This window comes from Streptomyces sp. NBC_01233 (assembly GCF_035989305.1).
Taxonomy (GTDB): Bacteria; Actinomycetota; Actinomycetes; order Streptomycetales; family Streptomycetaceae; genus Streptomyces.
Genome location: NZ_CP108514.1, coordinates 5,151,389 through 5,175,224, shown reverse-complemented (window position 1 = coordinate 5,175,224; position 23,836 = coordinate 5,151,389). Strand labels below are relative to the sequence as shown.

The 23,836-nt window shown below is 73.6% G+C and carries 18 protein-coding genes; 1 reads left to right on the top strand and 17 read right to left on the bottom strand.

The features are described 5' to 3' along the window. Positions 1-55: 55 nt before the first annotated feature. The 10 genes from OG332_RS24630 to bldG form a co-directional block, all read right to left on the bottom strand. A complete protein-coding gene (locus tag OG332_RS24630) occupies positions 56-1,657 on the bottom strand; it encodes an alpha/beta hydrolase (protein ID WP_327415520.1) in 1,602 nt (533 codons plus the stop codon). A 203-nt stretch (positions 1,658-1,860) separates the two neighbouring features. Next, positions 1,861-3,072, bottom strand: a complete 1,212-nt coding sequence (locus OG332_RS24625; protein WP_327415519.1) for a DNA polymerase III subunit delta' — start codon at positions 3,070-3,072, stop codon at positions 1,861-1,863. 72 nt (positions 3,073-3,144) lie between these two features. Further along, on the bottom strand, positions 3,145-6,339 hold the full coding sequence (gene tmk / locus OG332_RS24620; protein WP_327415518.1) for a dTMP kinase: 3,195 nt from the start codon (positions 6,337-6,339) through the stop codon (positions 3,145-3,147). A gap of 316 nt (positions 6,340-6,655) precedes the next feature. Next, complete coding sequence (gene topA, locus OG332_RS24615; protein WP_327415517.1) at positions 6,656-9,469, bottom strand: type I DNA topoisomerase; 2,814 nt, start codon at positions 9,467-9,469, stop codon at positions 6,656-6,658. A 288-nt stretch (positions 9,470-9,757) separates the two neighbouring features. Beyond that, positions 9,758-9,955 (bottom strand): hypothetical protein, encoded by a 198-nt coding sequence (locus tag OG332_RS24610; RefSeq protein ID WP_327415516.1) that lies wholly within the window; start codon positions 9,953-9,955, stop codon positions 9,758-9,760. A 113-nt stretch (positions 9,956-10,068) separates the two neighbouring features. Then, on the bottom strand, positions 10,069-11,583 hold the full coding sequence (locus tag OG332_RS24605; protein ID WP_327415515.1) for a DUF7059 domain-containing protein: 1,515 nt from the start codon (positions 11,581-11,583) through the stop codon (positions 10,069-10,071). A gap of 108 nt (positions 11,584-11,691) precedes the next feature. Continuing rightward, on the bottom strand, positions 11,692-12,258 hold the full coding sequence (locus OG332_RS24600) for a small secreted protein (RefSeq protein WP_327415514.1): 567 nt from the start codon (positions 12,256-12,258) through the stop codon (positions 11,692-11,694). 163 nt (positions 12,259-12,421) lie between these two features. After that, positions 12,422-14,824, bottom strand: a complete 2,403-nt coding sequence (locus OG332_RS24595; protein WP_327415513.1) for a sodium-translocating pyrophosphatase — start codon at positions 14,822-14,824, stop codon at positions 12,422-12,424. A 257-nt stretch (positions 14,825-15,081) separates the two neighbouring features. Continuing rightward, a complete protein-coding gene (locus OG332_RS24590) occupies positions 15,082-15,519 on the bottom strand; it encodes an ATP-binding protein (RefSeq protein WP_327415512.1) in 438 nt (145 codons plus the stop codon). 122 nt (positions 15,520-15,641) lie between these two features. Beyond that, on the bottom strand, positions 15,642-15,983 hold the full coding sequence (gene bldG / locus OG332_RS24585) for an anti-sigma factor antagonist BldG (protein ID WP_008743037.1): 342 nt from the start codon (positions 15,981-15,983) through the stop codon (positions 15,642-15,644). A gap of 81 nt (positions 15,984-16,064) precedes the next feature. Between bldG and OG332_RS24580 the strand changes: the two genes are divergently transcribed. Continuing rightward, positions 16,065-18,557, top strand: a complete 2,493-nt coding sequence (locus OG332_RS24580; protein WP_327415511.1) for a DEAD/DEAH box helicase — start codon at positions 16,065-16,067, stop codon at positions 18,555-18,557. 27 nt (positions 18,558-18,584) lie between these two features. Here OG332_RS24580 and OG332_RS24575 read toward each other — a convergent pair whose 3' ends face one another. The 7 genes from OG332_RS24575 to ssd all read right to left on the bottom strand — a co-directional run bounded on the left by OG332_RS24575 (position 18,585) and on the right by ssd (position 23,506). After that, on the bottom strand, positions 18,585-18,926 hold the full coding sequence (locus tag OG332_RS24575; RefSeq protein WP_327415510.1) for an Rv3654c family TadE-like protein: 342 nt from the start codon (positions 18,924-18,926) through the stop codon (positions 18,585-18,587). Next, entirely contained in the window at positions 18,923-19,270 is a 348-nt protein-coding gene (locus OG332_RS24570) for a TadE family type IV pilus minor pilin (protein ID WP_442816199.1), read from the bottom strand. The genes OG332_RS24575 and OG332_RS24570 overlap by 4 nt, the downstream gene beginning before the upstream one ends. Before the next feature lie 25 nt (positions 19,271-19,295). Continuing rightward, complete coding sequence (locus OG332_RS24565) at positions 19,296-19,493, bottom strand: DUF4244 domain-containing protein (RefSeq protein ID WP_319729372.1); 198 nt, start codon at positions 19,491-19,493, stop codon at positions 19,296-19,298. A gap of 50 nt (positions 19,494-19,543) precedes the next feature. Next, positions 19,544-20,320, bottom strand: coding sequence for a type II secretion system F family protein (locus OG332_RS24560; protein ID WP_327415508.1), 777 nt, complete (start codon positions 20,318-20,320; stop codon positions 19,544-19,546). Continuing rightward, complete coding sequence (locus OG332_RS24555; protein WP_327419358.1) at positions 20,320-21,114, bottom strand: type II secretion system F family protein; 795 nt, start codon at positions 21,112-21,114, stop codon at positions 20,320-20,322. The genes OG332_RS24560 and OG332_RS24555 overlap by 1 nt, the downstream gene beginning before the upstream one ends. A gap of 86 nt (positions 21,115-21,200) precedes the next feature. Then, entirely contained in the window at positions 21,201-22,349 is a 1,149-nt protein-coding gene (locus OG332_RS24550; RefSeq protein ID WP_327415507.1) for a TadA family conjugal transfer-associated ATPase, read from the bottom strand. Next, a complete protein-coding gene (gene ssd / locus OG332_RS24545; protein ID WP_442816370.1) occupies positions 22,346-23,506 on the bottom strand; it encodes a septum site-determining protein Ssd in 1,161 nt (386 codons plus the stop codon). The genes OG332_RS24550 and ssd overlap by 4 nt, the downstream gene beginning before the upstream one ends. Positions 23,507-23,836: the final 330 nt, after the last annotated feature.

Sequence of the window (23,836 nt, the reverse complement as noted above, 5' to 3'; positions counted from 1 at the left end):
CGCATGTCATCAAGCGCGGACGCCCACGGGCAAGCCGTTTACTCCGCCGGCGGCCTCAGCACTTCTTGCCGTCCTGCGGTGCCCTGCCCTCCAACAGGTAACGGTTGATCGCGGTGTCGATGCAGTCGCTGCCGCGCCCGTACGCCGTGTGGCCGTCGCCGTCGTAGGTGAGGAGGGTGCCCGATTCGAGCTGGCCGGCCAGCGCCTGCGCCCACTTGTACGGGGTCGCCGGGTCCCGCGTGGTGCCCACCACCACGATCGGCGCGGCGCCCTTCGCGGTCAGCTTCTCCGCCTTGCCCGTGGCCTCCTGCGGCCAGTACGCGCAGTTCAGCGAGGCCCAGGCCAGACCCGCGCCGAAGACCGGGGAGGCCTTCTCGAAGGAGGGCAGAGCGGCATCGACCGCTGCCGGGTCCTTGAAGGCCGGGGGCTGGTCGAGGCAGTTGACGGCGGCGTTCGCGAACATCAGGTTGGCGTACTTGCCGTCCTCGCCGCGCTCGTAGTAGCTGTCGGCCAGGCTCAGCAGGCCCGCTCCGTCGCCGTTCATCGCCGAGGCGAGCGCCTCGCGCAGCTGCGGCCAGGCGCTCTCGTCGTAGAGCGCCGCGATCACCCCGGTCGTGGCGAGGGACTCGCCGAGCGGGCGTTCCGCCTCCCCGGTGGGCACGGGCTGGGCGTCGACCTTGCGGAAGAACTCCTTCAGGCGCGCCGCCACCGCGTCCGGGCCGCCCTTGCCGAGCGGGCAGTCGGGCTGCTTCGCGCAGTCCACGGCGAAGGAGGTGAAGGCCGTCTCGAAACCGGCCGTCTGATCCCGGTTCAGATCGATCGCGGAACGGGTGGGGTCCATCGCACCGTCCAGGACCAGTCGGCCGACCCGGTCCGGGAAGAGGTCCGCGTACGTGGCTCCGAGGAAGGTGCCGTACGAGGCCCCGACGTACGTGAGCTTCTCGTCGCCGAGCACGGCGCGCAGCAGGTCCATGTCGCGGGCGGCGTCGACGGTGGAGACGTGCGGCAGGACCCGCTGCGAGCGCTCCTGGCAGCCGGCCGCGAACTTCTTGAACGCGGCCACCAGCTCGGCCCGCTCGGCCGGGTCGTCCGGCGTCTGGTCCACCTGCGTGTACGCGTCCATGGCCGGGCCGGTCAGGCACTCGACGGGGCTGCTGCGGTCCACCCCGCGCGGGTCGAAAGAGACCATGTCGTACCGGGCACGGACCGGCGCGGGGTAGCCGATGCCCGCGTACGCCTGCAGGTAGCCGATGCCGGAGCCGCCCGGGCCGCCCGGGTTGACCACGAGCGAGCCCAGCCGCTTGCCGGGACCGGTGGCCGCGCGGCGCGCCACCGCGATGTCGACGTCCTGGCCGGAACCGGGGTTCGCGTAGTCCAGGGGGGCCTTCATGGTGGAGCACTGGAATCCGGGGACTCCGCAGTCGCGCCAGGTCAGCTTCTGCTTGTAGTACGGGCGCAGCGCCGCCGCGTCGGGTGACGGCGGGGGCGACGGCTTGCCGGACGCCGCCGCCCCGGAGGACTCGGCGGCGCGTGGGGCGTCCGATCCGCCCGCGGCGGCGCGGGGGCCGTCCAGGCCGCCCGAGGTGCACCCGGAGAGCAGCAGCCCGGCGGCTGCGATCACGGTCCCGGTGGTACGCAGCAGGCGACTGGTGTCCATCCCCGGAGCGTACGGCTGCCGGAGCGGGCCGGGAGGCTCTTCTGCGGCGGACGGCCGCGGGCCTTCCGTGGCCCGCGCCGGGCAGGGCACGGACCGGGCCCGACCCGGCCCCGGCGGCCGGTCCGCCCGTACGGGTGAGTCCGTCAACCCGGTGTGGACCCCGGCGGCGGCCGTGCACCGGACGGGCGGCGGCCCGGCGGTGGTCAGCCCGCGCGCAGCGACATCGTCATCGCCTCGACCGCGAGGAGGGGGGCCACGTTGCGGTCGAGGGCTTCCCGGCAGGCGATGATCGCCTCGATCCGGCGCAGGGTCCGCTCCGGGCCCGAGGCCCGCGCGATCCGGTCGAGGTCCTGCCGTATCTCCTCATTGGCGATGGCCAGGGACGAGCCGAGCTGCAGGGCCAGGACGTCCCGGTAGAAGCCGGTGAGGTCGGTCAGCGCCAGGTCGAGGGTGTCGCGCTGGGTGCGGGTGCGACGGCGCTTCTGCCGGTCCTCCAGCTCCTTCATCACGCCCGCCGTGCCGCGCGGCATCCGGCTGCCGGCCCCCGCTCCGGCGCCGAGAGCGGCCCGCAGCTCCTCGGTCTCCTTGGTGTCGACCTCTTCCGCGACCTGCTTGGCGTCCTCGGCCGCGGCGTCGACGAGCTCCTGCGCGGCCTTGAGGCAGGCTCCGATGTCGTCCACCCGGAGCGGGAGCTTCAGGACCGTCGCCCTGCGCTCGCGAGCCGCCTCGTCGGTGGCCAGCCGACGGGCGCGGTCGACGTGCCCCTGGGTGGCCCTGGCGGCGGCCAGGGCAACCGACGGCTCGACGCCGTCCCGCCGCACCAGCATGTCGGCCACGGCCGCGACCGTGGGGGTGCTGAGGTTGAGGTGGCGGCAGCGGGAGCGGATGGTGGGCAGCACGTCCTCCACGGAAGGCGAGCACAACAGCCAGACCGTGCGGGGCGCGGGCTCCTCCACGGCCTTGAGGACCGCGTTGGCCGACTTCTCGTTCAGCCGCTCGGCGTCCTCGACCAGGATGACCTGCCAGCGGCCCGTGGCGGGGGACGTGTAGGACTTGCGGACGGTGTCCCGCATGTCGGCGACGAGGATCTGGCTGCCGTCGGCGACGACGGTGGAGACGTCCGCGTGCGTGCCGACCATCGTGGTGTGGCAGCCGTCACAGAACCCGCAGCCCGGCTCGCCACCGAGGGCACGGTCCGGGCTGGTGCACTGCAGGGCGGCCGCGAAGGCCCGGGCGGCGGTGGCCCGCCCGGATCCGGGCGGGCCGGTGAACAGCCAGGCGTGGGTCATCTTGGACGCCGCGGGCGGCGCGGTCCCGTCCGCGACGGCCGTGACCAGGGCGTCGGCGTCACGGGCGGCGGCGGCCAGCTGCGTCTGGACCCGCTCCTGTCCCACCAGGTCGTCCCATACGGGCATCCCGCCCACCACCTTTCACTCTCCGTACACCCATTGTGGCGGGCGCCACCGACAATCCCGTCCCCGCCGGGGTCAGCGGCGGCGGCGCGGTCCTCGTTCGCCCTCGTCGCCGTCCTCGTCGTCCCGGTGGCGGCCCAGCAGTTCGTCCGCCAGCGTCGGCAGGTCGTCCAGCGGGGTCTCCTCGGCCCAGTCCGGGCGCGGCCGCTGCGGCCGGCCGTCCTCGCCGACCATGGGGAGCTCCCGCGTCCGGTCGTTGGCCGAGTCCCGGAAGATGCCGGACGGCACCCGGTCGGCCGGGTTCTCCTCGGGGCGCTGCGCCGTCGGCCGCGAAGCGGACCGGGCCCGACCGGTACCAGTACCGGTACCCGAGCCGGTGCCGCCGCCCTGGGGGGCGGCCGCCGGGCGGACCGGCGGCAGCACGGCCGTTTCGTCGGTCGGGCGGACCGGCGGCATCACCGCCGTCTCCGCGGCGGAGGCCGGGTCGGCCTTCGGCACCGGGACGGTCTGGGTGACGTCGTCCGGCTGGACGACCCGCTTGACCACCGGGGTCTCGACCGTCACGGCGTCGTCCGGGTGCGGTTCCTTCGTCATGCCCACCTTGGGCACGGGAGCGGAGGTAGGCGCCGGAGCAGCCGAAGCCGCAGCGGCCTCCGCCGCGGCAGCAGCGGCCGCGGCCTTCGCCGCCGCCTCGGCCGACGCGGCCTCCACCAGTCGGCGCGCCTCCTCGGCCTTCAGCAGGGCCTCCTCGGCCCGCCGCTGCTTCTCCAGCCGCCGCTCCTCGGCCTCGGCCCGCAGCCGGGCCTCCTCCTCGGCCTGCCGGCGCAGTCGCTCGGCCTCCGCCGCACGCGCCTTCTCCTCGGCCTCCACGCGCAGCCGCTCGGCCTCGGCCCTGGCCCGGGCCTCCTCCTCGGCGCGCCGGCGCTCCTCGGCGGCCAGGCGCGCGGCCTCCGCCTCGGCCTTGATCCGCGCCTCCTCGGCCTCGCGGGCCAGCCGGGCCTCTTCCTCGGCCCGGAGCCGCGCTTCCTCCGCCTTGCGGGCCGCCTCTTCCTCGGCCTTGCGCCGTGCCTCTTCCTCGGCGAGGCGCCGGGCCTCCACCTGGGCGGCCACCTCGGCCTCGGAGAGCGGGAGCATCCGGTCCAGGCGGTGCCGTACGACGGTGGTCACCGAGTCCGGGTCCTGACCCGCGTCGACCACGAGGTAGCGCCCGGGGTCGGACGCGGCGAGCGTCAGGAATCCGGACCGCACCCGCTGGTGGAACTCCGCCGGCTCCGACTCCAGCCGGTCCGGCGCCTCCGTGAACCGCTCGCGCGCCGCCTCCGGCGACACGTCGAGCAGCACGGTCAGGTTCGGGACGAGCCCGTCGGTCGCCCAGCGCGAGATCCGGGCGATCTCGGTCGGGGAGAGGTCCCGGCCGGCGCCCTGGTAGGCCACCGACGAGTCGATGTAGCGGTCCGAGATGACGACCGCGCCGCGCTCCAGGGCCGGGCGCACCACGGTGTCCACGTGCTCCGCCCGGTCGGCGGCGTACAGCAGCGCCTCGGCGCGGTTCGAGAGTCCGGCGGAGGACACGTCGAGCAGGATCGAGCGGAGCCGCTTGCCCACGGGGGTCGCCCCCGGCTCGCGGGTCACGACGACCTCGTGGCCCTTGCCCCGTATCCAGGAGGCCAGCGCCTCGACCTGGGTGGACTTGCCGGCTCCGTCGCCGCCTTCCAGGGCGATGAAGAATCCGGTGGCGGACGCGGCCTGCACCGGTTCCCCGCCGCGCAGCGCCTCGCGCAGGTCGCGCCGCAGGGGTACGCCGCTGCGGTCGTCGGCCTTGATGAGCACCACGACGGCGACCGGCAGCAGCAGGGCGCCGACGAGCATCAGGGTGAAGGCGGCGCCGCCGTGCGCGAAGACGACCTCGGCGCCGGTCAGCCGGTGCGGGCCGATGACCGCGGCCAGGACCGGGGCGGCGACCGCGCCGATGGCCACGGCCACCCGCACGACCGCCTGGAGGTGCTCGGTGGCCCGGGCCCGGCGGAACTCCTCGGTCTCCTGGTCCAGCAGCGTGTGGCCGGCATGGGCGGCGACGCCCGCGGAGGTGCCGGCGAGCAGCGAGAGGAACAGCACGGTCGCCGTGTCCGGGACGAGACCGCTCAGCAGCAGTGCCAGCCCGGTCAGCGCTATGGCGAGGGCCAGCAGCCGGCGCCGGGACAGCCCGGGCAGCACCTTGCCGGCCTGGGTGGCGCGGATGCCGGCGGCGGTGCCGCCGACCAGCGCGAGGACGAACAGCGCGAAGGCGGCCGGGCCGCCGCCCAGGTCGAAGGCGTGCAGGACGGCCACGGCGACGGCGCTGGACACCGCTCCGGCGACCGCGGCGCAGCTCAGGACCAGCAGCGGGATGGCGCCCGTACGGCCCTTGTCGGGCCGGTCGCCCGCCTTGGGGGCGCGCAGGCCCTCCAGCGGGGAGCGCGGGCGCGGGGTCGCCGCGGTGGGCAGCACCAGCGGGAGCAGCAGCGAGACCGACGCCGCGAAGAGGCCGGAGGCCACGTACGAGCCGAGGGCGGCCTGGTTGGCGGCGAACCAGTCCACGCCGAGGCCGAGCGCCTTGCCGACCAGGGTCGCGGCGAGCAGCGCGGCCGCGGCGATGGGGAGCGCCGCGAAGGCCGTACGCAGGGTCAGCCGGCGCAGCGCGTCCAGGTGGTCCGGGAGCGGCCGTACGGTCGCCCCCTCCGGCGGCGGCGCGGGCAGCAGGGCGGGCGCCGCGCTCTCCTTGGCCAGGGTCCACAGCCGCTCGGCGGCGCCGGAGACGAAGACGGTGGCCAGCAGCGCGGTGAGCGCGTGGGCCTGGATCCAGTCGAGCCAGAGCGGGGCGACGACGAAGAGCCCGAGGCGGACCCCGTCGGCCCCGATCATCGTCCAGCGGCGGTCCAGCTTGCCGCCCGAGCCGACGAGCCCGGCGAGCGGCCCGAGGAGGACCGCGCCGAAGAGCAGGGTGGCGAGGATCCGGACCCCGAAGACGGCGGCGACGGCGAGGGCCGCACCGCGGTATCCGCCGCCGAAGGCCCCTTCCGAGGCCGCGGCCTGAAGGGCCAGCAGCACCAGCACCAGCAGGGCGAGGGCGTCTCCGATGCCGCTCACCAGCTGGGCGCTCCACAGCCGGCGCAGCCTGGGGGTGCGCAGCAGTGCGCGCACCGCACGCTCGCGGGAATCCGCGGCTAGGGCTTCGTCGTAGGTGGGGTTCGCCGGGGCGGTCACGACCGTTGGCTGCTCGGCTCGCGTCATCCGCCCAGCCTATCCGCTGCGCTTGGCGGTTGCGGAGGCCTGTGGACGAGGTCCGGTGTGACCCCGGACCCACCTTCCGGGGCCGCGCCCCTCGACCCGGCGCGGTGCACGGCTGCGGCGCCGCTGTGCGAGCGGCCCGGGATGCGCCCGGCTTCCGGGGCTCCGCCCCGGACCCCTCGCCTCAAACCTCGGCGAGGCCGAATGTGCCCGGCCCTGTGCGACAACGGCGCAGGGCCCCGCGCTCATCGCACGGGGCCCTGCGCCGAAGTCGGCCGAAGGCCGGGGCCGGCCGGGCCGGGAGCCGGGCTCCCCCCGACTACTCGTCCGCGGGGGCCGCGGCCGTCTTCTTGGCCACCGTCTTCTTCGCCACCGTCTTCTTGGCGGTCGTCTTCTTGGCCGCCGTCGCCTTCTTCGCGGCAGCGGTCTTGGTCGCCGTCGCCTTCTTCGCCGGGGCCTTCTTGGCGGGGGCCTTCTTCGCCGTCTTCTTGGCCGGGCCCTTCGCGCGCTTCTCCGCGAGCAGCTCGTAGCCCCGCTCCGGCGTGATCGTCTCGACGTCGTCGTCACGCCGCAGCGTCGCGTTCGTCTCGCCGTCCGTGACGTACGGCCCGAAGCGGCCGTCCTTGACGACCACCGGCTTCTCGCTCACCGGGTCCGTGCCCAGTTCCTTCAGCGGCGGCTTGGCCGCGGCGCGGCCCCGCTGCTTCGGCTGCGCGTAGATCGCGAGCGCCTCGTCGAGCGTGATCGAGAAGAGCTGGTCCTCGGTCTCCAGGGACCGCGAGTCCGTGCCCTTCTTCAGGTACGGGCCGTAGCGACCGTTCTGGGCCGTGATCTCCACGCCCTCCGCGTCCGCGCCGACCACGCGCGGCAGCGACATCAGCTTCAGCGCGTCGTCCAGGGTCACCGTGTCCAGGGACATCGACTGGAAGAGCGAGGCCGTGCGCGGCTTGACCGCGTTCTTGCCCGTCTTCGGCGTGCCCTCGGGCAGGATCTCCGTCACGTACGGCCCGTAGCGGCCGTCCTTGGCGACGATCTGGTTCCCGCTGACCGGGTCCTTGCCGAGCTCGAACTCGCCGCTCGGCTTGGCGAACAGCTCCTCCGCGTACTCGACCGTCAGCTCGTCCGGAGCCATGTCGTCCGGTACGTCGGCCCGCTGGTGGCCCTCCGCGTCCTTCTCGCCCCGCTCCACGTACGGCCCGTAGCGGCCGACCCGCAGCACGATGCCCTCGCCGACCGGGAAGGAGGAGATCTCCCGGGCGTCGATCGCGCCCAGGTCCGTGACCAGCTCCTTCAGACCGCCGAGGTGGTCCCCGTCGGCCGGAACGACCTCGGTCGCGTCCTCCGAGCCGAAGTAGAACCGCTTCAGCCACGGCACGGACTGGGCCTCGCCCCGCGCGATGCGGTCGAGGTCGTCCTCCATCTTCGCGGTGAAGTCGTAGTCGACGAGCCGGCCGAAGTGCGTCTCCAGCAGGTTCACCACGGCGAACGACAGGAAGGACGGCACGAGCGCCGTGCCCTTCTTGAAGACGTAGCCGCGGTCGAGGATCGTGCCGATGATCGACGCGTACGTCGACGGGCGGCCGATCTCGCGCTCTTCGAGCTCCTTGACCAGCGAGGCCTCGGTGTAGCGGGCCGGCGGCTTGGTCGAGTGCCCGTCCGCCGTGATCTCCTCGGCGGCGAGCGCGTCGCCCTCCGCGACCTGCGGCAGCCGCTTCTCGCGGTCGTCGAGCTCGGCGTTCGGGTCGTCCGCGCCCTCGACGTACGCCTTCATGAAGCCGTGGAAGGTGATCGTCTTGCCGGAGGCGGAGAACTCGGCGTCGCGCCCGTCCGAGGCGCGGCCGCCGATCTTCACGGTGACGCTGTTGCCGACCGCGTCCTTCATCTGGGAGGCGACGGTCCGCTTCCAGATCAGCTCGTACAGGCGGAACTGGTCGCCGGTCAGACCCGTCTCGGCCGGCGTGCGGAAACGATCACCCGACGGCCGGATCGCCTCGTGCGCCTCCTGCGCGTTCTTGACCTTGCCGGCGTAGACGCGCGGCTTCTCCGGCAGGTAGTCGGCCCCGTAGAGCTGGGTGACCTGCGCCCGCGCCGCCGACACCGCGGTGTCGGACAGCGTGGTGGAGTCGGTACGCATGTAGGTGATGAAGCCGTTCTCGTACAGCTTCTGCGCCACCTGCATCGTCGCCTTCGCACCGAAGCCCAGCTTGCGCGAGGCCTCCTGCTGGAGCGTCGTCGTGCGGAAGGGGGCGTACGGGGAACGGCGGTACGGCTTGGACTCGACCGAGCGGACGGCGAACGAGGTGTCCGCCAGCGCGGCGGCGAGCGCCCGGGCGCCTCCCTCGTCGAGGTGCAGCACCTCGCTCTTGAGCTGCCCGTTCGAGCCGAAGTCGCGGCCCTGCGCGACGCGCTTGCCGTCCACCGTGTTCAGGCGGGCGACCAGCGTCGAGGGGTCGGAGGCGTCACCGGCACGCCCGGTGGAGAAGGTTCCGGTCAGGTCCCAGTACTCGGCGGAGCGGAAGGCGATGCGCTCGCGCTCCCGCTCGACGACGAGGCGGGTGGCCACGGACTGGACGCGGCCGGCCGACAGCCGCGGCATGACCTTCTTCCACAGGACCGGCGAGACCTCGTAGCCGTAGAGGCGGTCGAGGATGCGCCGGGTCTCCTGGGCGTCCACCATGCGCTGGTTCAGCTCGCGCGGGTTGGCGACGGCGTCGCGGATCGCGTCCTTGGTGATCTCGTGGAAGACCATCCGGTGGACGGGGACCTTCGGCTTGAGGACTTCCTGCAGGTGCCACGCGATGGCTTCGCCCTCGCGGTCCTCATCGGTGGCGAGGAAGAGTTCGTCGGACTCGGCCAGCAGCTCCTTGAGCTTCCTGACCTGGGCCTTCTTGTCGGCGTTGACGACGTAGATGGGCGCGAAGTCGTGCTCGACGTCCACGCCGAGACGGCGGACCTCGCCGGTGTACTTGTCGGGAACCTCGGCCGCGCCGTTCGGGAGGTCGCGGATGTGCCCGACGCTCGCCTCGACGACGTATCCCGGGCCGAGGTAGCCCTTGATCGTCTTCGCCTTGGCTGGGGACTCGACGATGACGAGTCGGCGGCCGCCCTTTGCGGTCTCGCTAGTCGGGGACAACTTGGCTCTTCTCTCCGGTCGGCACTCGGTCGCAGTACGGCGACGCTGCGGAGTGTGACGGTACAACCCGCCCCCGTGTCAAACGGCAGAAGCCCGCAACGGCCACTCGAACGGTAACCCGACAAGTGCCGTTTCTGCCGCCCGGATGCCGCGCCGGAGCGTTCCCGATCACCGGGCAGGGTGGCCGCGGGGCCGTCTGGCCCCGCTCCCGCACCCCGTCCCACGTCGGCTTTCGCGGCCGGATCGGGGCCGGACCGAGCGCTCGTACGGGGCCCTCGCACTCCGGTGTCAGAGCCGGGCGAGGCACCACGCCCCGAGGGCCAGCGAACCTCCGCCGGCGAGCAGGAGCAGTGGTACGGCCACGACGGGGCGCACGCCCTCGGCCACCGGCGCACGGTGCAGGGCGCGCGCCCCCGTCCAGGCCAGCAGAGCGGCCCCGAACAGCAGGAACACGGCCGCCGCGAAGATCGCCGGTCCGTTTTCCACGCTGCTCCCCTTACCCCCGGGCCACCCTCGGGATTCCCCCCGGAACCCGCTGCGCAGGACACTGCCAGCCCGGGGGGTACAGCGGGCGAACCCCGGGTTACATCCCGGTGCCGCTACTGCGCGGGACCCTGCGCAGGCTCCAGGAAGCCCTGCTCGACCAGCACCCGGATCGCCTCCGGAGTCCGGTCCCGCAGCACCACCGGGTCCTCCTGCACCAGCTGTGCGATCGCGTCCAGGATCCGGCCCGCGGTCAGTGAGCCGTCACACACTCCGGCGAAGCCCGCGCCGACCGTGTCGACCTTGGTGGCGCGCCGCATCCCGCGGTTCTGCCGGAGCACGACGTGCTCCGGGTCCTCCGCGCCGGGCGCGCCGACCTGCTCCTGCACGACTTCCTCGGCCAGCACGAAGTAGGCCTCCAGAAGGGCGGCGTCGTCGTGCTCCCGCAGGTAGTCCTGGCGGGCGAAGTGGGCGAGCACCGACTCGCCGAGCGGCTGCTCCACCGTGTGCGGCCACTCCTCGACCACGATCGAGGGCTCGGCGGCGTCCGACCGGCGCAAGGTGATCCAGCCGAAGCCGACGGACCTGGTCTTGCGGGCCTCGAACTCGTCCAGCCAGTCCTCGTACCGCCGCGCGTACTCCCCGGGGTCGCTCCGGTGGTCGCCCGCGTCGCGCAGCCACAGCTCCGCGTACTGCGTCACGTCCTGCACGTCACGCTGCACGATCCAGGCGTCGCAGCCGCGCGGCACCCAGGAGCGCAGCCGGTCGCGCCAGTCCTCGCCCTCCACGTGCTGCCAGTTGCCGAGGAACTGCGCGTACCCGCCCGGGTTGAGCCGTGCTCCGGCCTCCTGGACCAGGGTCCGGCACAGGTCGTCGCCGCCCATGCCGCCGTCCCGGTACGTCAGCCGGGCGCCGGGGGAGATCACGAACGGCGGGTTCGACACGATCAGGTCGTACGTCGCCTCGCCCACCGGTTCGAAGAGGGACCCGGTGAGCAGCTCGGCCTCCGGGGCGCCGGACAGGGCGAGCGTCAGACGGGTGAAGTCCAGGGCCCGGGGGTTGACGTCGGTGGCGGTGACCCGGGTGGCGTGCCGGGAGGCGTGCAGCGCCTGGATGCCCGATCCGGTGCCGACGTCGAGGGCGGAGCCGACCGGGGTGCGGACGGTGATCCCGGCCAGGGTGGTGGAGGCACCGCCGACGCCGAGGACCACGCCCTGCTCGCGGCTGCCGATCCCGCCGGCCCCGCCGACGGCGCAGCCGAGGTCGGACACGATGAACCAGTCCTCGCCGTCCGGGCCGCCGTACGGACGTACGTCGACGGTGGCGTGCACCTCGTCGCCCTCCATCCGGAGCCAGCCGTCGGCCAGGGCCACGTCGACGGGCAGCGCGGCCGCGGCGTGCACGTACGCCTCGGGCTGCTGGAGGAGGAACAGCCGGACCAGGCTCGCGAGCGGGCCGTCGCCGCGGCCACGGGTGGCGCGCAGGGCGGGGACCGTCTCGCTGCGGGCCAGCGCGGCGTAGGCGGGGGCGCCGAGCAGGTCGAGCAGCCCGTCGGCGGTGAAGCCGGCGGCCAGCAGGGCGCTGCGGAGTTCGGCGGCGTGGTCGGACGTGGGAAGGCTGGTGGTACTCACACGTCCATTGTGTCCGCTGGGACCCGTCCTGCCGATCAGCCAGGGCCCGTACGTACGAAAGGGCGGCCGCGGCCCCTTCCGGGACCACGGCCGCCCTGATCGGACGCCCTACTTGGGCGAGGCCGAGGCCGCCGCGACCTGGCAGCCCTTCTGGCCGTTGATCGCCTTGTCCAGGCCTCCCGCGTTGAGCGTGGCGAGCGCGTCCTGACCGCCCTTCGTCGCCTCCTGGAGACCGCCCGCGACCTCCTTGAGGCCGTCGGCGAACTTCGTCTGGTCCTGCGGGTCGAGGGCGTCCATCTTCGCCTTCAGGTCGGCGTAGCCCTTGGCTGTCGCCTCGAAGCCCTTGGCAGCCGCCTCCTGGGTCGCCGCGCCGTCCTTGACCGGCGGAACCCCCGCCGACTGCAGGGCGGCCCCCATGGTCTTGTACGACTCCGACATGGTCGCGAACGCCGCCGCGTCCGTCTGCTTGACCTCGTCGGGCTTACTGCTCTCCGTCGCCACACGCTTGATGTCGGCGTTGGCTGTCTCGATCTTCTTGAGTTCGGCCTGCCACTGGTCGCAGACCTTCTTGGCCCATGCGTTGGCCTTCTCGTCGCCGTCGTCCCCGCCGCAGCCGGACAGGACGAGCATCAGCACCGCACCGCCCGACAACGCGGCCGCAAGCTTCTTGTTCACCGGATTGGTCCCTTCGAAGGCTCTCGGCCCGGAAGATACACGCCTCCCATCCGGGCACGCACAAAGGCGGACAGACGGCGCGTCAGTCCGCGCTGCCTGTCCGCCCTTCGGGCGTATGACCGGCCCTGCCCGGCCCTGCCCGTCCTGCTGCCGGGACCTCGGGTCAGGAGACCGTCGCGGGGTCGGCCGGCTGGGCCACCCGCTCGGCGGCTCCGCCCTCGGTCTCGTCGCCGACGGCGATGCCGCGACGCTTGGAGACGTACACCGCGCCGACGATGACGGCGATCGCGACGACCGCGACGATCGCCCGCACGGTCGGGTTGGTGTCCGGGCCGTAGCTGAACTGCACGACGGCCGGGGCGATCAGCAGCGCCACCAGGTTCATGACCTTGAGCAGCGGGTTGATCGCGGGACCGGCGGTGTCCTTGAACGGGTCACCGACCGTGTCGCCGATGACGACCGCGGCGTGGGCCTCGCTGCCCTTGCCGCCGTGGTGGCCGTCCTCGACGAGCTTCTTCGCGTTGTCCCACGCGCCACCGGAATTGGCGAGGAAGACCGCCATCAGCGTGCCCGTGCCGATGGCGCCGGCGAGGAAGGAGCCGAGCGCGCCCACGCCGAGGGAGAAGCCGACGGCGATCGGGGTGAGGACGGCGAGCAGGCCGGGCGTGGCGAGCTCGCGCAGCGCGTCCTTGGTGCAGATGTCGACGACGCGCCCGTACTCGGGCTTCTCGCTGTAGTCCATGATCCCGGGGTGCTCGCGGAACTGGCGGCGCACCTCGTAGACCACGGCGCCCGCGGAGCGGGAGACCGCGTTGATGGCGAGGCCGGAGAACAGGAACACGACCGCCGCGCCCAGGATCAGCCCGACCAGGTTGTTGGGCTGTGCGATGTCCAGGCTGAGGTTCATCTCCCCGGCCTTGGCACCGACTTCCCTGACCGCGGTGGCGATCGCGTCGTTGTACGAGCCGAAGAGCGCGGCCGCGGCGAGCACGGCCGTGGCGATCGCGATGCCCTTCGTGATGGCCTTCGTGGTGTTGCCCACGGCGTCGAGGTCGGTCAGGACCTGCGCACCGGCTCCTTCGACGTCGCCGGACATCTCGGCGATGCCCTGGGCGTTGTCGGAGACGGGCCCGAAGGTGTCCATGGCGACGATGACGCCGACGGTGGTGAGCAGGCCGGTGCCGGCCAGGGCCACCGCGAAGAGCGCGAGCATGATCGACGTACCGCCGAGCAGGAACGCGCCGTAGACGCCGAGACCGATGAGCAGCGCCGTGTAGACGGCGGACTCCAGGCCGACCGAGATGCCGGCGAGGACGACGGTGGCCGCGCCGGTCAGGGAGGACTTGCCGATGTCCCGGACGGGACGGCGGTTGGTCTCGGTGAAGTAGCCGGTCAGCTGCTGGATCAGGGCCGCCAGCACGATGCCGATGGCGACGGCGACGACCGCCAGGATCCGCGGGTCGCCGGGGTGGTTGGAGATCGCCGGGTCCTCGACGCCGACGAGCTCCTTGTAGGTGGCCGGCAGGTAGGCGTAGACGGCGATCGCGACCAGCACCAGGGAGATCACGGCGGAGATGAAGAAGCCGCGGTTGATGGCGGTCATGCCGCTGCGGTCGGTGCGCCGCGGGGAGACCGCGAAGATGCCGATCATCGCGGTGACGACGCCGATCGCGGGGACGATCAGCGGGAAGGCGAGGCCCAGGTCGCCGAAGGCGGCCTTGCCGAGGATGAGCGCGGCCACCAGGGTGACGGCGTAGGACTCGAAGAGGTCCGCCGCCATTCCGGCGCAGTCTCCGACGTTGTCGCCCACGTTGTCGGCGATGGTCGCGGCATTGCGCGGGTCGTCCTCCGGAATGCCCTGCTCGACCTTGCCGACCAGGTCGGCGCCGACGTCGGCGGCCTTGGTGAAGATGCCGCCGCCCACGCGCATGAACATCGCGATCAGGGCGGCGCCGAGGCCGAAGCCCTCCAGGACCTTGGGGGCGTCGGCGGCGTAGACCAGCACGACGCAGGAGGCGCCGAAGAGGCCGAGGCCGACGGTGAACATGCCGACCACGCCGCCCGTGCGGAAGGCGATCTTCATCGCCTTGTGGGAGACCTCGGTCAGGTCCTTGGCGGGCTCTCCCTCGGCGGGGGTGGCTTCGCGTGCGGCGGCGGCGACGCGGACGTTGGCGCGGACCGCGAGGCGCATGCCGATGTAGCCGGTGGCCGCCGAGAAGAGGGCGCCCACGAGGAAGAAGGCGGAACGTCCCGCCCGCTGCGTCCAGTCGTCTGCGGGGAGCAGGAAGAGCAGGAAGAAGACCACGACGGCGAAGACGCCGAGGGTGCGCAGCTGCCGGCCGAGGTAGGCGTTGGCGCCTTCCTGGACGGCCGCGGCGATCTCCTTCATGCTGTCGGTTCCCTCGTCGGCCGCGAGGACCTGGCGGACCAGGATCTGCGCGACGACGAGTGCGGCGAGTGCCACGGCCGCAATGACGATCACGATGAGCCGATTGTCATCGGTGAGTACTGCGGATGCCAGATCCGTGGTGCGATCCGGCGCGATAGGGGTGAAGAGCCCCGTCATTCGTCCTCCTTGACGTGATGAGCTCAAGATGTGGACGGATTGTAGGGAGCGCGCCCCGATCAAAACAGTGCGCAGGAAACGCAATTGGCGTGCTCTTGCTCCTCAGCAATAGATCGCGTCACTCCATTACCCTCGAAAGTGGTAATGGGGCAAAGGCATTGACGCCCGGTCGTTGATCTAGGGAAATGCAAAAGGCCCTGCTCAGCAGGGCCTTGATAAAGATCGGAAGATATGAAGGGCAGGGCGCCCGGTGGATCTCAGGGAAGGTCGGAGGACCCGGAGACGGGCCAGCTCATCCGGATGGTCCCGCCCGATTCCCCACTGGTCACCTCGACGTCGTCGACGAGCCCGCTGATCACGGCGAGCCCCATCTCGTCCTCGGTGTCGGCGTCGGGGTCCAGGGCGGCCTCGAGGCCGGGCACGGCATCGGCGCCGCCGGCCGGTCCCGGAACCTCGTCGCCGACCTCGATGGAGAACGTCTTGTCCTCCTCGGTCAAGACCACCCGGACGGGCGCGGTCAGGCCGTTGCTGCGATGGAGTCCGACGGCACGCGAGCAGGCCTCGCCCACGGCGAGGCGGACCTCGTCGAGGACGGCTTCCTCGACACCGGCCCGGCGCGCCACGGCGGCCGCGACCAGGCGGGCCGTCCGGACGTGTTCGGGCTGGGCGCTGAAGCGCAGTTCAACGGTGGCCATGCGCGTCCCCCTCGGACTACGGGCGTGCCTTGACAGGGGCCCGGGCCATCCATGGCCCGGTACCCCCGCTCTCCTTGCCGGCTCCCGACCGCCCGAAGGCTGCCGGGGGCCGGCTGGAGCCGTCAGTCGGTGGCGTTGACGGCGTCTTCCACCGTGGTGTGGATCGGGAACACCTTGGTCAGACCGGTGATGCGGAAGATCTTCAGGATGCGCTCCTGGTTGCACACCAGGCGCAGCGAACCCTCGTGCGCACGGACGCGCTTGAGACCTCCCACGAGCACACCAAGTCCGGTGGAGTCGAGGAAGTCCACTCGCTCCATGTCGACAACCAGGTGGTAGCTGCCGTCGTTCACCAACTCGACCAACTGCTCGCGCAGCTTGGGCGCGGTATACACATCAATCTCGCCACCGACCTCCACGACCGTACGGTCGCCGACAGTGCGAGTCGACAGGGACAGGTCCACGGATCCTCCAGCACCTTGCTATCGAGCGGCGCCCCCTAGGGGCCTCCCCACCCGAAGGTAGGCGAGGGATTGGCTGCCGCGATGGCATTCAATCACTTACCGGCAGGCGCGCACGACGCCTTCGGACCATTGTCCCGCACGCCGGTGACACACTCGGTTCCAATGGCCAATACTCACGGTCCCGGACGGCCCAAGCCACCCGTGGACCCAAGACCCACTCCCGGCACGGTCCTGGACCGCCTGTCACGGGGGCCTTCCCGAGCTGCGCGCATCACCCATACGGAGCACTTGCCCCCTCGGGCGGGTCGTCATGCAGTCTGGCCCGATCGCATCCGAACGGATGTCGTAGCCGCCATCCAGGCCGCCGGCATCGACCATCCGTGGGAACACCAGGCCGCGGCGGCCGAGCACGCCCTGGACGGCGAGTCCGTGGTCGTCGCCACCGGCACCGCCTCGGGCAAGTCCCTGGCCTACCTCGCGCCCGTGCTCTCCGCCCTGGCCGACGGCGCCGAGGCCCCGAACGGCAGGGGCGCCACGGCCCTGTACCTGGCCCCCACCAAGGCCCTGGCGGCCGATCAGCGGCGCGCCGTACGGGAACTGGCCGCCCCGCTGGGCAACGCCGTCCGCCCCGCCGTCTACGACGGGGACACGCCCGTCGAGGAACGCGAGTGGGTGCGCCAGTACGCGAACTACGTCCTGACCAACCCCGACATGCTGCACCGCGGGATCCTCCCGGCCCACCCGCGCTGGTCCTCCTTCCTGCGGGCCCTGCGCTACGTCGTGATCGACGAGTGCCACACCTACCGCGGAGTGTTCGGCTCCCACGTGGCGCAGGTCCTGCGCCGGCTACGGCGGCTGTGCGCCCGCTACGGCTCCGAACCGGTCTTCCTGCTGGCCTCCGCCACGGCCAGCGATCCCGCGGCCGCCGCGTCCCGGCTGACCGGCGTACGGGTGATCGAGATCACCGACGACGCCTCCCCGCGCGGCGAGGTGGTCTTCGCCCTGTGGGAGCCGCCGCTGCTCACCGAGCTGCGGGGCGAGAAGGGTGCCCCCGTGCGCCGTACGGCCACCGCGGAGACCGCCGACCTGCTGACCGACCTGGTCGTCCAGGGGGTCCGCACGGTCGCCTTCGTCCGCTCCCGGCGCGGCGCCGAGCTGATCTCGGTGATCGCCCAGGAGCGGCTCGCCGAGGTGGACCGCTCACTGGCCCGGCGGGTCGCGGCCTACCGGGGCGGATACCTGCCCGAGGAGCGCAGGGCCCTGGAGCGGGCCCTGCACTCCGGCGAGCTGCTGGGACTGGCCGCCACGACCGCCCTGGAGCTGGGCGTGGACGTCTCTGGGCTGGACGCCGTACTGATCACCGGGTACCCGGGCACGAGGGCCTCCCTGTGGCAGCAGGCCGGCCGCGCCGGGCGCGCCGGCCAGGGCGCCCTGGCCGTGCTGATCGCCCGCGACGACCCGCTGGACACCTACCTCGTCCACCACCCCGAGGCGCTGTTCCGCCAGCCGGTGGAGGCCACCGTCCTGGACCCCGACAACCCGTACGTCCTCGCCCCCCACCTGTGCGCGGCGGCGGCCGAGCTGCCGCTGACGGACTCCGACCTCGACCTCTTCGGCCCGGCGACCAAGGACCTCCTCCCCCAGCTCGAAGCGGCGAAGCTGCTGCGCCGCCGGGCGACCGCCTGGCACTGGACCCGCCGCGAGCGCGCCTCGGACCTGACCGACATCCGGGGCGGCGGCGGACGCCCGGTGCAGATCGTCGAGGCCGCCACCGGCCGGCTGCTGGGCACGGTCGACGAATCGGCCGCCCACACCGCCGTCCACGACGGGGCCGTCCACCTCCACCAGGGCCGCACATATCTCGTGAAACACCTGGACCTGGAGGATTCGGCGGCCCTCGTGGAGGAGGCGAACCCGCCCTTCTCCACGACCGCCCGCGACACCACCTCCATCTCCATCCTGGAGACCGAGACCGAGATCCCGTGGGGCTCGGCCCGGCTCTGCTTCGGCTCCGTCGAGGTCACCAACCAGGTCGTCTCCTATCTGCGCCGCAAACTGATCACCGGCGAGGTCCTGGGCGAGGCCAAACTCGACCTGCCGCCCCGCACCCTGCGCACCCGGGCCGTGTGGTGGACGGTCACCGAGGACCAGCTCGACGAGGCCCGGATCAACCCGGAGATCCTCGGCGGAGCCCTGCACGCCGCCGAACACGCCTCCATCGGCATACTGCCGCTGTTCGCCACCTGCGACCGCTGGGACATCGGCGGCGTCTCCGTGCCGCTGCATCCCGACACCCTCCTCCCCACAGTCTTCGTCTACGACGGCCACCCCGGCGGCGCCGGCTTCGCGGAGCGCGCCTTCCACACCGCCGCCGCCTGGCTGACGGCGACCCGCGACGCGATCGCCGCCTGCGAGTGCGAGGCCGGCTGCCCTTCCTGCATCCAGTCCCCCAAGTGCGGCAACGGCAACGACCCCCTCCACAAACGCGGCGCCATCCGCCTCCTCACCCGCCTCCTCTCCGAATCCCCACCGACCCCGCCCTCCGGCCCTGACCAGGTCCCTGACAGCCCCTGAGACCCCTCCCGGGCCCTTGTGCCCGGCTCAGTCCGGCGACGCCCGAGGCGGGCCCGCACGGGCCGCGACGGCCGGGGTGAAGGGGCCCGCCGCGACCCGGGCCGTCACCTCGGCGACCTCGCCGTGCAGACGGCACCCGGCAAGCACCACCCCCTGCGCCCGGGCCACCCGCAGTGCCGTGGCACAGGCGGTCTCCGGTCCGTGGGCCCAGGTGGCCGCCGCAGCGAGCGCCGCCAGATCGGCGGCCGAAGCCGCCCTGTGCCGGGCCACGACGGCCTGGCCGAGCAGCAGCACCCCGCCGAACACCGCCCCCAGCACCGTGGCCACCAGCGCCGCCCAGACCGTGGCCGAGCCCCGGTCCCGGCTCACGGCGGCGGCCCCACGCTGTCCTCCGCCAGGGCCACCGCCTGCGCCCCGAGCCGTACGGGCAGCCCGCCCGGCCCCGGCGCCGGCGCCGCCACCCGGACCCGCCAGAGGTCGCCCACCCGCTCCAGCTCCACCCGCGCCCCCTGCGGCGCGGCCGCCCGCGCCGCCGCTACGGCCACCTCCGCGGGCTCCGACCGGGACGCGGCCCTGGCTCCGGCCCGGGCCGCGTCCACGCACCGGATCTGCGCGGCCGCCGCCATCAGCGCCCACACCAGCAGCGCCGCGAACAGCACCAGCGCCGGGATCACCAGGGCCGCCTCCGCCGTCACATATCCCCGGTCCCCCATTCCCCGGCGCGCCGCGGACTTCCCCTCAGAACGGCACATCGAGCGCCTTCCCGATGGTCGACTGAAGGGCCGTCGCGACGACTTCACTCGTCACCACCTTGTAGAGGACGGCGGCGAATGCGCAGGCCGCGATCGTGCCCATGGCGTATTCCGAGGTGGACATCCCCGCGTCGCTCCCGCGACCGCGCAGCGCCGTCCGCACCCGAAACCAGATGATCCTCATGGCAAACCTCCTGTGGATTTCCGTTGTTGATGTTTGTGATCAATGCGACGTCAGGTGTTCGAGAGAAGTCCCGAGGCCATTCCGATCACCACCGGCGCCACCCCGATCGCAAGAAATGCGGGGAGGAAACACAGCCCCACCGGCGCGGTGACGAGTACCGCCGCCCGCTGCGCCCTGGCTCCCGCCAGCCGGGCCCGGTCCTCCCGCAGGCCCGTCGCGAGCCGGGAGACCGGTTCCGCTGCGGGCGCCCCCGTCCGGGCGGCCCGTTCCAGGCATTCCGCGAGCGCCCGAGCGCCCGGTATCTCCGCCAACCTCCCCCACCCGGCGCCCGGTTCGCCGCCGAGCCGCAGCTCCGCCCCGGCTCGCGCCAGACGCTCGCCCACCGGACCGCCCAGGGACTCCCCCACCACCTCCGCGGCCTCCACCGGACCCGCCCCGGCTGCCAGACACGCGGCCAACAGGTCGGCTGCGAACGGCAGCTGACGCTCCGCCTCCCTCGCATCCAACCCGGCCGGCGGCCGCGCCCTCGCCTGCCACCGCCGCACCCCGACTGCGGCCAGCACGCCGACCACCGCACCCGTCGTCCCGCCAACGAGCAACCAGCCCGCGAGCAGCGCCCCGGCCGGCCCGACCCACGCCGCCACCACACCCCGAGCCGCGGAAGAGAACACCGGTCCGCGAAGGCCCTGTTCCACCCCGAGCAGGGCCGTGATCCTGCGCCGGGCCGTCCGCTCCCGGACCCGTGCCACCACCGCCCACCCCACCCAGAGGGCCGCGACGGCAAGGCACAGCGCGATCCCCAGCCTGTGGACGAGGAAACCGCTCATCACTGCTCCCCCGCCCGTACGATCCGCCGGCACCACAGCAGCCCCAGCGCCTCCAGCAACGCGCCCGCCAGCAGGCAGCCCCACCCCATCGGGGTGTGCAGCAGCACCCGCAGCGGATCCGCCCCCAGCCCGGTGCCGATCAGCAGGCCCACCAGCGGCAGCAGGGCGAGCACCAGCACCGTCGAGCGCGCCCCCGCCAACTGGGCCCGCAGCGACTCCTGCCGGTCCCGCTCCGCCCGCAGGGCGCCCTCCAGCCGGTCCAGCCCGGCGGCCAGTCCCGCACCGCTGTCCACCGACACCCGCCAGCAGGCGGCCATCCCGGCCAGCCCTTGCGCACCGGGCTCCTTCGCCGCCTGGCGCAGCGCCCCCGGCACGTCCCCGCCGAACGCCGCGGCGGCCAGCACCCCCGTCTCCGCCGCACCCGGCCCGCCGGGGCCCGCAGCGGTGCGCCGCATCGCGGCCGTCAGTGCCTGCCCAGGCTGGGCTCCCGCGCGCAGCTCGCCCACCACGGCTTCGCACAGGGCCACCACTTCGGCGGCCCGGGCCGCCCGGGCCCGCTCGCGCGCCCGTAGCCGGAGCCACCGTCGCAGCAGCGGCAGCGCGGCTGCGCCCGCCAGCAGCGGGATCACCGACCCACCGACCACCGCGACCAGGAGGCCGGCCCCGACACAGGCCCACTCCCGCCACTGCGCCGCCCGCACCCGTACGGCGATCAGCAGCCGGTCCCGGTGCCGCGGTCCGCCGGGAACCGCCGGAGCGCCCGCCGCCAGCACCACCCGCGCCCGCCGGACCATGGAGTCGCCCCCGGAGAGCCCCCAGGCGGCCGCCCCGGCGCACAGCACCCCGGCGAACACCGGCACCGGAAGCCCCGCCGCGGCGCTCACCGGACACCTCGCAGCAACGGACGCAGCCGGTCCCAGCCCCGCTCCCGTACGAAACCCCGGGCGGCCCAGCGCAGCGCCGGTACGGTGACCACCAGTCCGGCGGCGTCCCGCTCCAGCACGTGCACCTCTGCCAGCCGGCGCCGCCCCTCACGGTCCCGGACCAGGTGGAGCACCAGGGTCAGCGCGGCGGCCAACTGGCTGTGCAGGGCGGCCCGGTCAAGCCCTGCGGCCGTCCCGAGCGCCTCCAGCCGGGCCGGGACATGGGCGGCGGCATTGGCATGGACGGTGCCGCACCCGCCCTCGTGGCCGGTGTTCAGGGCGGCGAGCAGATCCGCTACCTCGGCACCCCGCACCTCGCCGACCACCAGCCGGTCGGGCCGCATCCGCAGCGCCTGCCGGACCAGGTCCGCCAGCGTGACCAGGCCCGCCCCCTCCTGATTAGCCGGCCGGGTCTCCAGCCGCACCACATGCGGATGATCGGGACGCAGCTCGGCCGAATCCTCGGCCAGCACGATCCGCTCGCCGGGCCCGACCAGCCCCAACAGGGCGCTGAGCAGGGTCGTTTTGCCGGTTCCCGTGCCACCGGAGACGAGGAACGACAGCCGGGCCTCGACCATGTCCCGCAGCAGCCGGTGCCCGCCGGGCGGCAGTGTCCCCGCCGCGACGAGCTCCTCCAGCGTGAACGCCCGTGGCCGCACCACCCGCAGCGAGAGGCAGGCCGAGCCGACGGCCACCGGCGGCAGCACGGCATGCAGCCGGGTGCCGTCCGGCATGCGGGCGTCCACCCAGGGCCGGGCGTCGTCGAGGCGCCGCCCTGCCACGGCGGCCAGCCGCTGGGCGAGCCTGCGCACGGCCGCGGCATCGGCGAAGGTCACCCCGGTCAGCTCCAGGCCGCCACCGCGGTCCACCCACACCCGGTCGGGGGCGGCCACCAGCACATCGGTGACCTCGGGGTCGGTCAGCAGCGGCTCCAGCGGGCCCGCGCCGACCAGCTCGGACCGTAACTCGGCGGCCACACCCAGCACTTCGGCATCCCCGAGGAGCCGGCCCTGGGCCCGCAGGGCCGCCGCCACCCGGGCCGGGGTCGGTTCCGCCCCGCTCTCGGCGAGCCGCCGGCGCACCGCGTCCAGGAGTACCGCGCTCATGCCGGCACCCCCTGGGCCGGACCAAGCGCCCGCTGCCAGAAACCGTCGCAGAAACGGGCCAGTGCGCCCCGCGCCTGCGCCCCCGGCGGCTCCCCCTCGGCCACCCGCCCCGGCAGGCCCACCTCGACCGGCACCTCGCCGGCCAGCGGCGCCCCCAGCAGCCCCGCCACGGCCTCCGGATCCAGACCGCCCGGGCAGCGGCCCCGCACGACGACGCGCACGTCCCGGGCCACCATCCGCACCCCGGCCGCCACCCGGCCCGCGGCGGCCACCGACCGCAGCTCGCCCGGCACCACCATCAGCACCAGGTCGAGCTGGGCCAGCACCTCGGCCACGGCTTCGTCCACCCGCCGCGGGAGGTCGACCACCACGACCCCGCCCCGGCGGCGCGCGGCGGCCACCACCGACCGCATCGCGGCGGGCGGCACCACCACCCGGTCCCCGCGGTCCCAGCTGAGCACCCGCAGGGCGTGCAGCTCGGGCAGGGACTCCTCCAGCGCTCCGGCCCCGACCCGCCCCCGCGACGCCGCGAAGTCCGGCCAGCGCAGCCCTTCGGCGCTCTCGCCGCCGAGCAGCACGTCCATGCCCCCGCCCAGCGGATCGCCGTCGATGAGGATGGTCCGCTCCCCGGCGCGGGCTGCCCGGACGGCGAGCGCGCAGGCGAGGGTGGAGGCTCCGGCCCCGCCGGCGCCTCCGATCACCCCGACGGCGAGAGCGGGCTGCCCGGCCCCTTCCACGACGTCGGCGATGCGGTCGACGAGCAGGCTCTCCGCGTCGGGCAGGCGCAGCACCTCCTCGGCGCCGATTTCCACGGCGCGCTGCCACACGAGGGGGTCCTCCAGGTCCCGGCCGACGAGGAACACCCCGGTCCTGCGCGGCGCCCCTCGCACCCGCCTCGCGGCGTCGTCCCCGACGAGCACGAGCGGCGCGGAGTCCCATCCAACGCCCCCGGCGTTTCCGTCACTTGCGCCGGACACACCGCCCGCACCGCTCGGCTCGGGCACCGCGTGGCGCACATGCGGCTCGGCACCCGCGGCGGCGCACAGCCTCAGCAGATCGTCGAGGAGCACGGGATCCTCTGTGATGATCAGCGGCCGCCCGCCGCCGGGCGCGGCCCCGGCCCCCGCTCCGACCCCTGCTCCCGTGCCCGCCACCACGGACTCCGGCGTTTCACACGACTTCGATCGAGCCACGATCTCCGCCCCCTTCTCACTGCAAATCCAGCACCGCGGACTTCGCGACTGGAATCACCGTGCAGCGATCAGGAAAAGGAAGTGGATCTTGCTCGATAACTGTGGACAACCCGTCGGGTGTGAATAACCCGGTCACCCTCGCAGGTGAGTTCCGGAGCGCGGCGGAACCACTACGCACCGTCACGAGTCTGATGTGGTGAGGGCCTTCGCCGCGTCGGCCCCGCACAAGAGGAGGGCCGGAGAGATGGTCGCTTGGGGCCGAAGGCAGGGACGCGAACCGCGTCCGGACATGCG

Excerpts from the sequence above, each read along its gene's own strand:
- OG332_RS24630 (WP_327415520.1), bottom strand. The coding sequence starts at position 1,657 with ATGGACACCAGTCGCCTGCTGCGTACCACCGGGACCGTGATCGCAGCC.
- OG332_RS24625 (WP_327415519.1), bottom strand. The coding sequence starts at position 3,072 with ATGCCCGTATGGGACGACCTGGTGGGACAGGAGCGGGTCCAGACGCAG.
- tmk (WP_327415518.1), bottom strand. The coding sequence starts at position 6,339 with ATGACGCGAGCCGAGCAGCCAACGGTCGTGACCGCCCCGGCGAACCCC.
- OG332_RS24595 (WP_327415513.1), bottom strand. The coding sequence starts at position 14,824 with ATGACGGGGCTCTTCACCCCTATCGCGCCGGATCGCACCACGGATCTG.
- OG332_RS24590 (WP_327415512.1), bottom strand. The coding sequence starts at position 15,519 with ATGGCCACCGTTGAACTGCGCTTCAGCGCCCAGCCCGAACACGTCCGG.
- OG332_RS24580 (WP_327415511.1), top strand. The coding sequence starts at position 16,065 with ATGGCATTCAATCACTTACCGGCAGGCGCGCACGACGCCTTCGGACCA.
- OG332_RS24570 (WP_442816199.1), bottom strand. The coding sequence starts at position 19,270 with ATGGGGGACCGGGGATATGTGACGGCGGAGGCGGCCCTGGTGATCCCG.
- OG332_RS24565 (WP_319729372.1), bottom strand. The coding sequence starts at position 19,493 with ATGAGGATCATCTGGTTTCGGGTGCGGACGGCGCTGCGCGGTCGCGGG.
- OG332_RS24560 (WP_327415508.1), bottom strand. The coding sequence starts at position 20,320 with ATGAGCGGTTTCCTCGTCCACAGGCTGGGGATCGCGCTGTGCCTTGCC.
- OG332_RS24555 (WP_327419358.1), bottom strand. The coding sequence starts at position 21,114 with ATGGTCCGGCGGGCGCGGGTGGTGCTGGCGGCGGGCGCTCCGGCGGTT.
- OG332_RS24550 (WP_327415507.1), bottom strand. The coding sequence starts at position 22,349 with ATGAGCGCGGTACTCCTGGACGCGGTGCGCCGGCGGCTCGCCGAGAGC.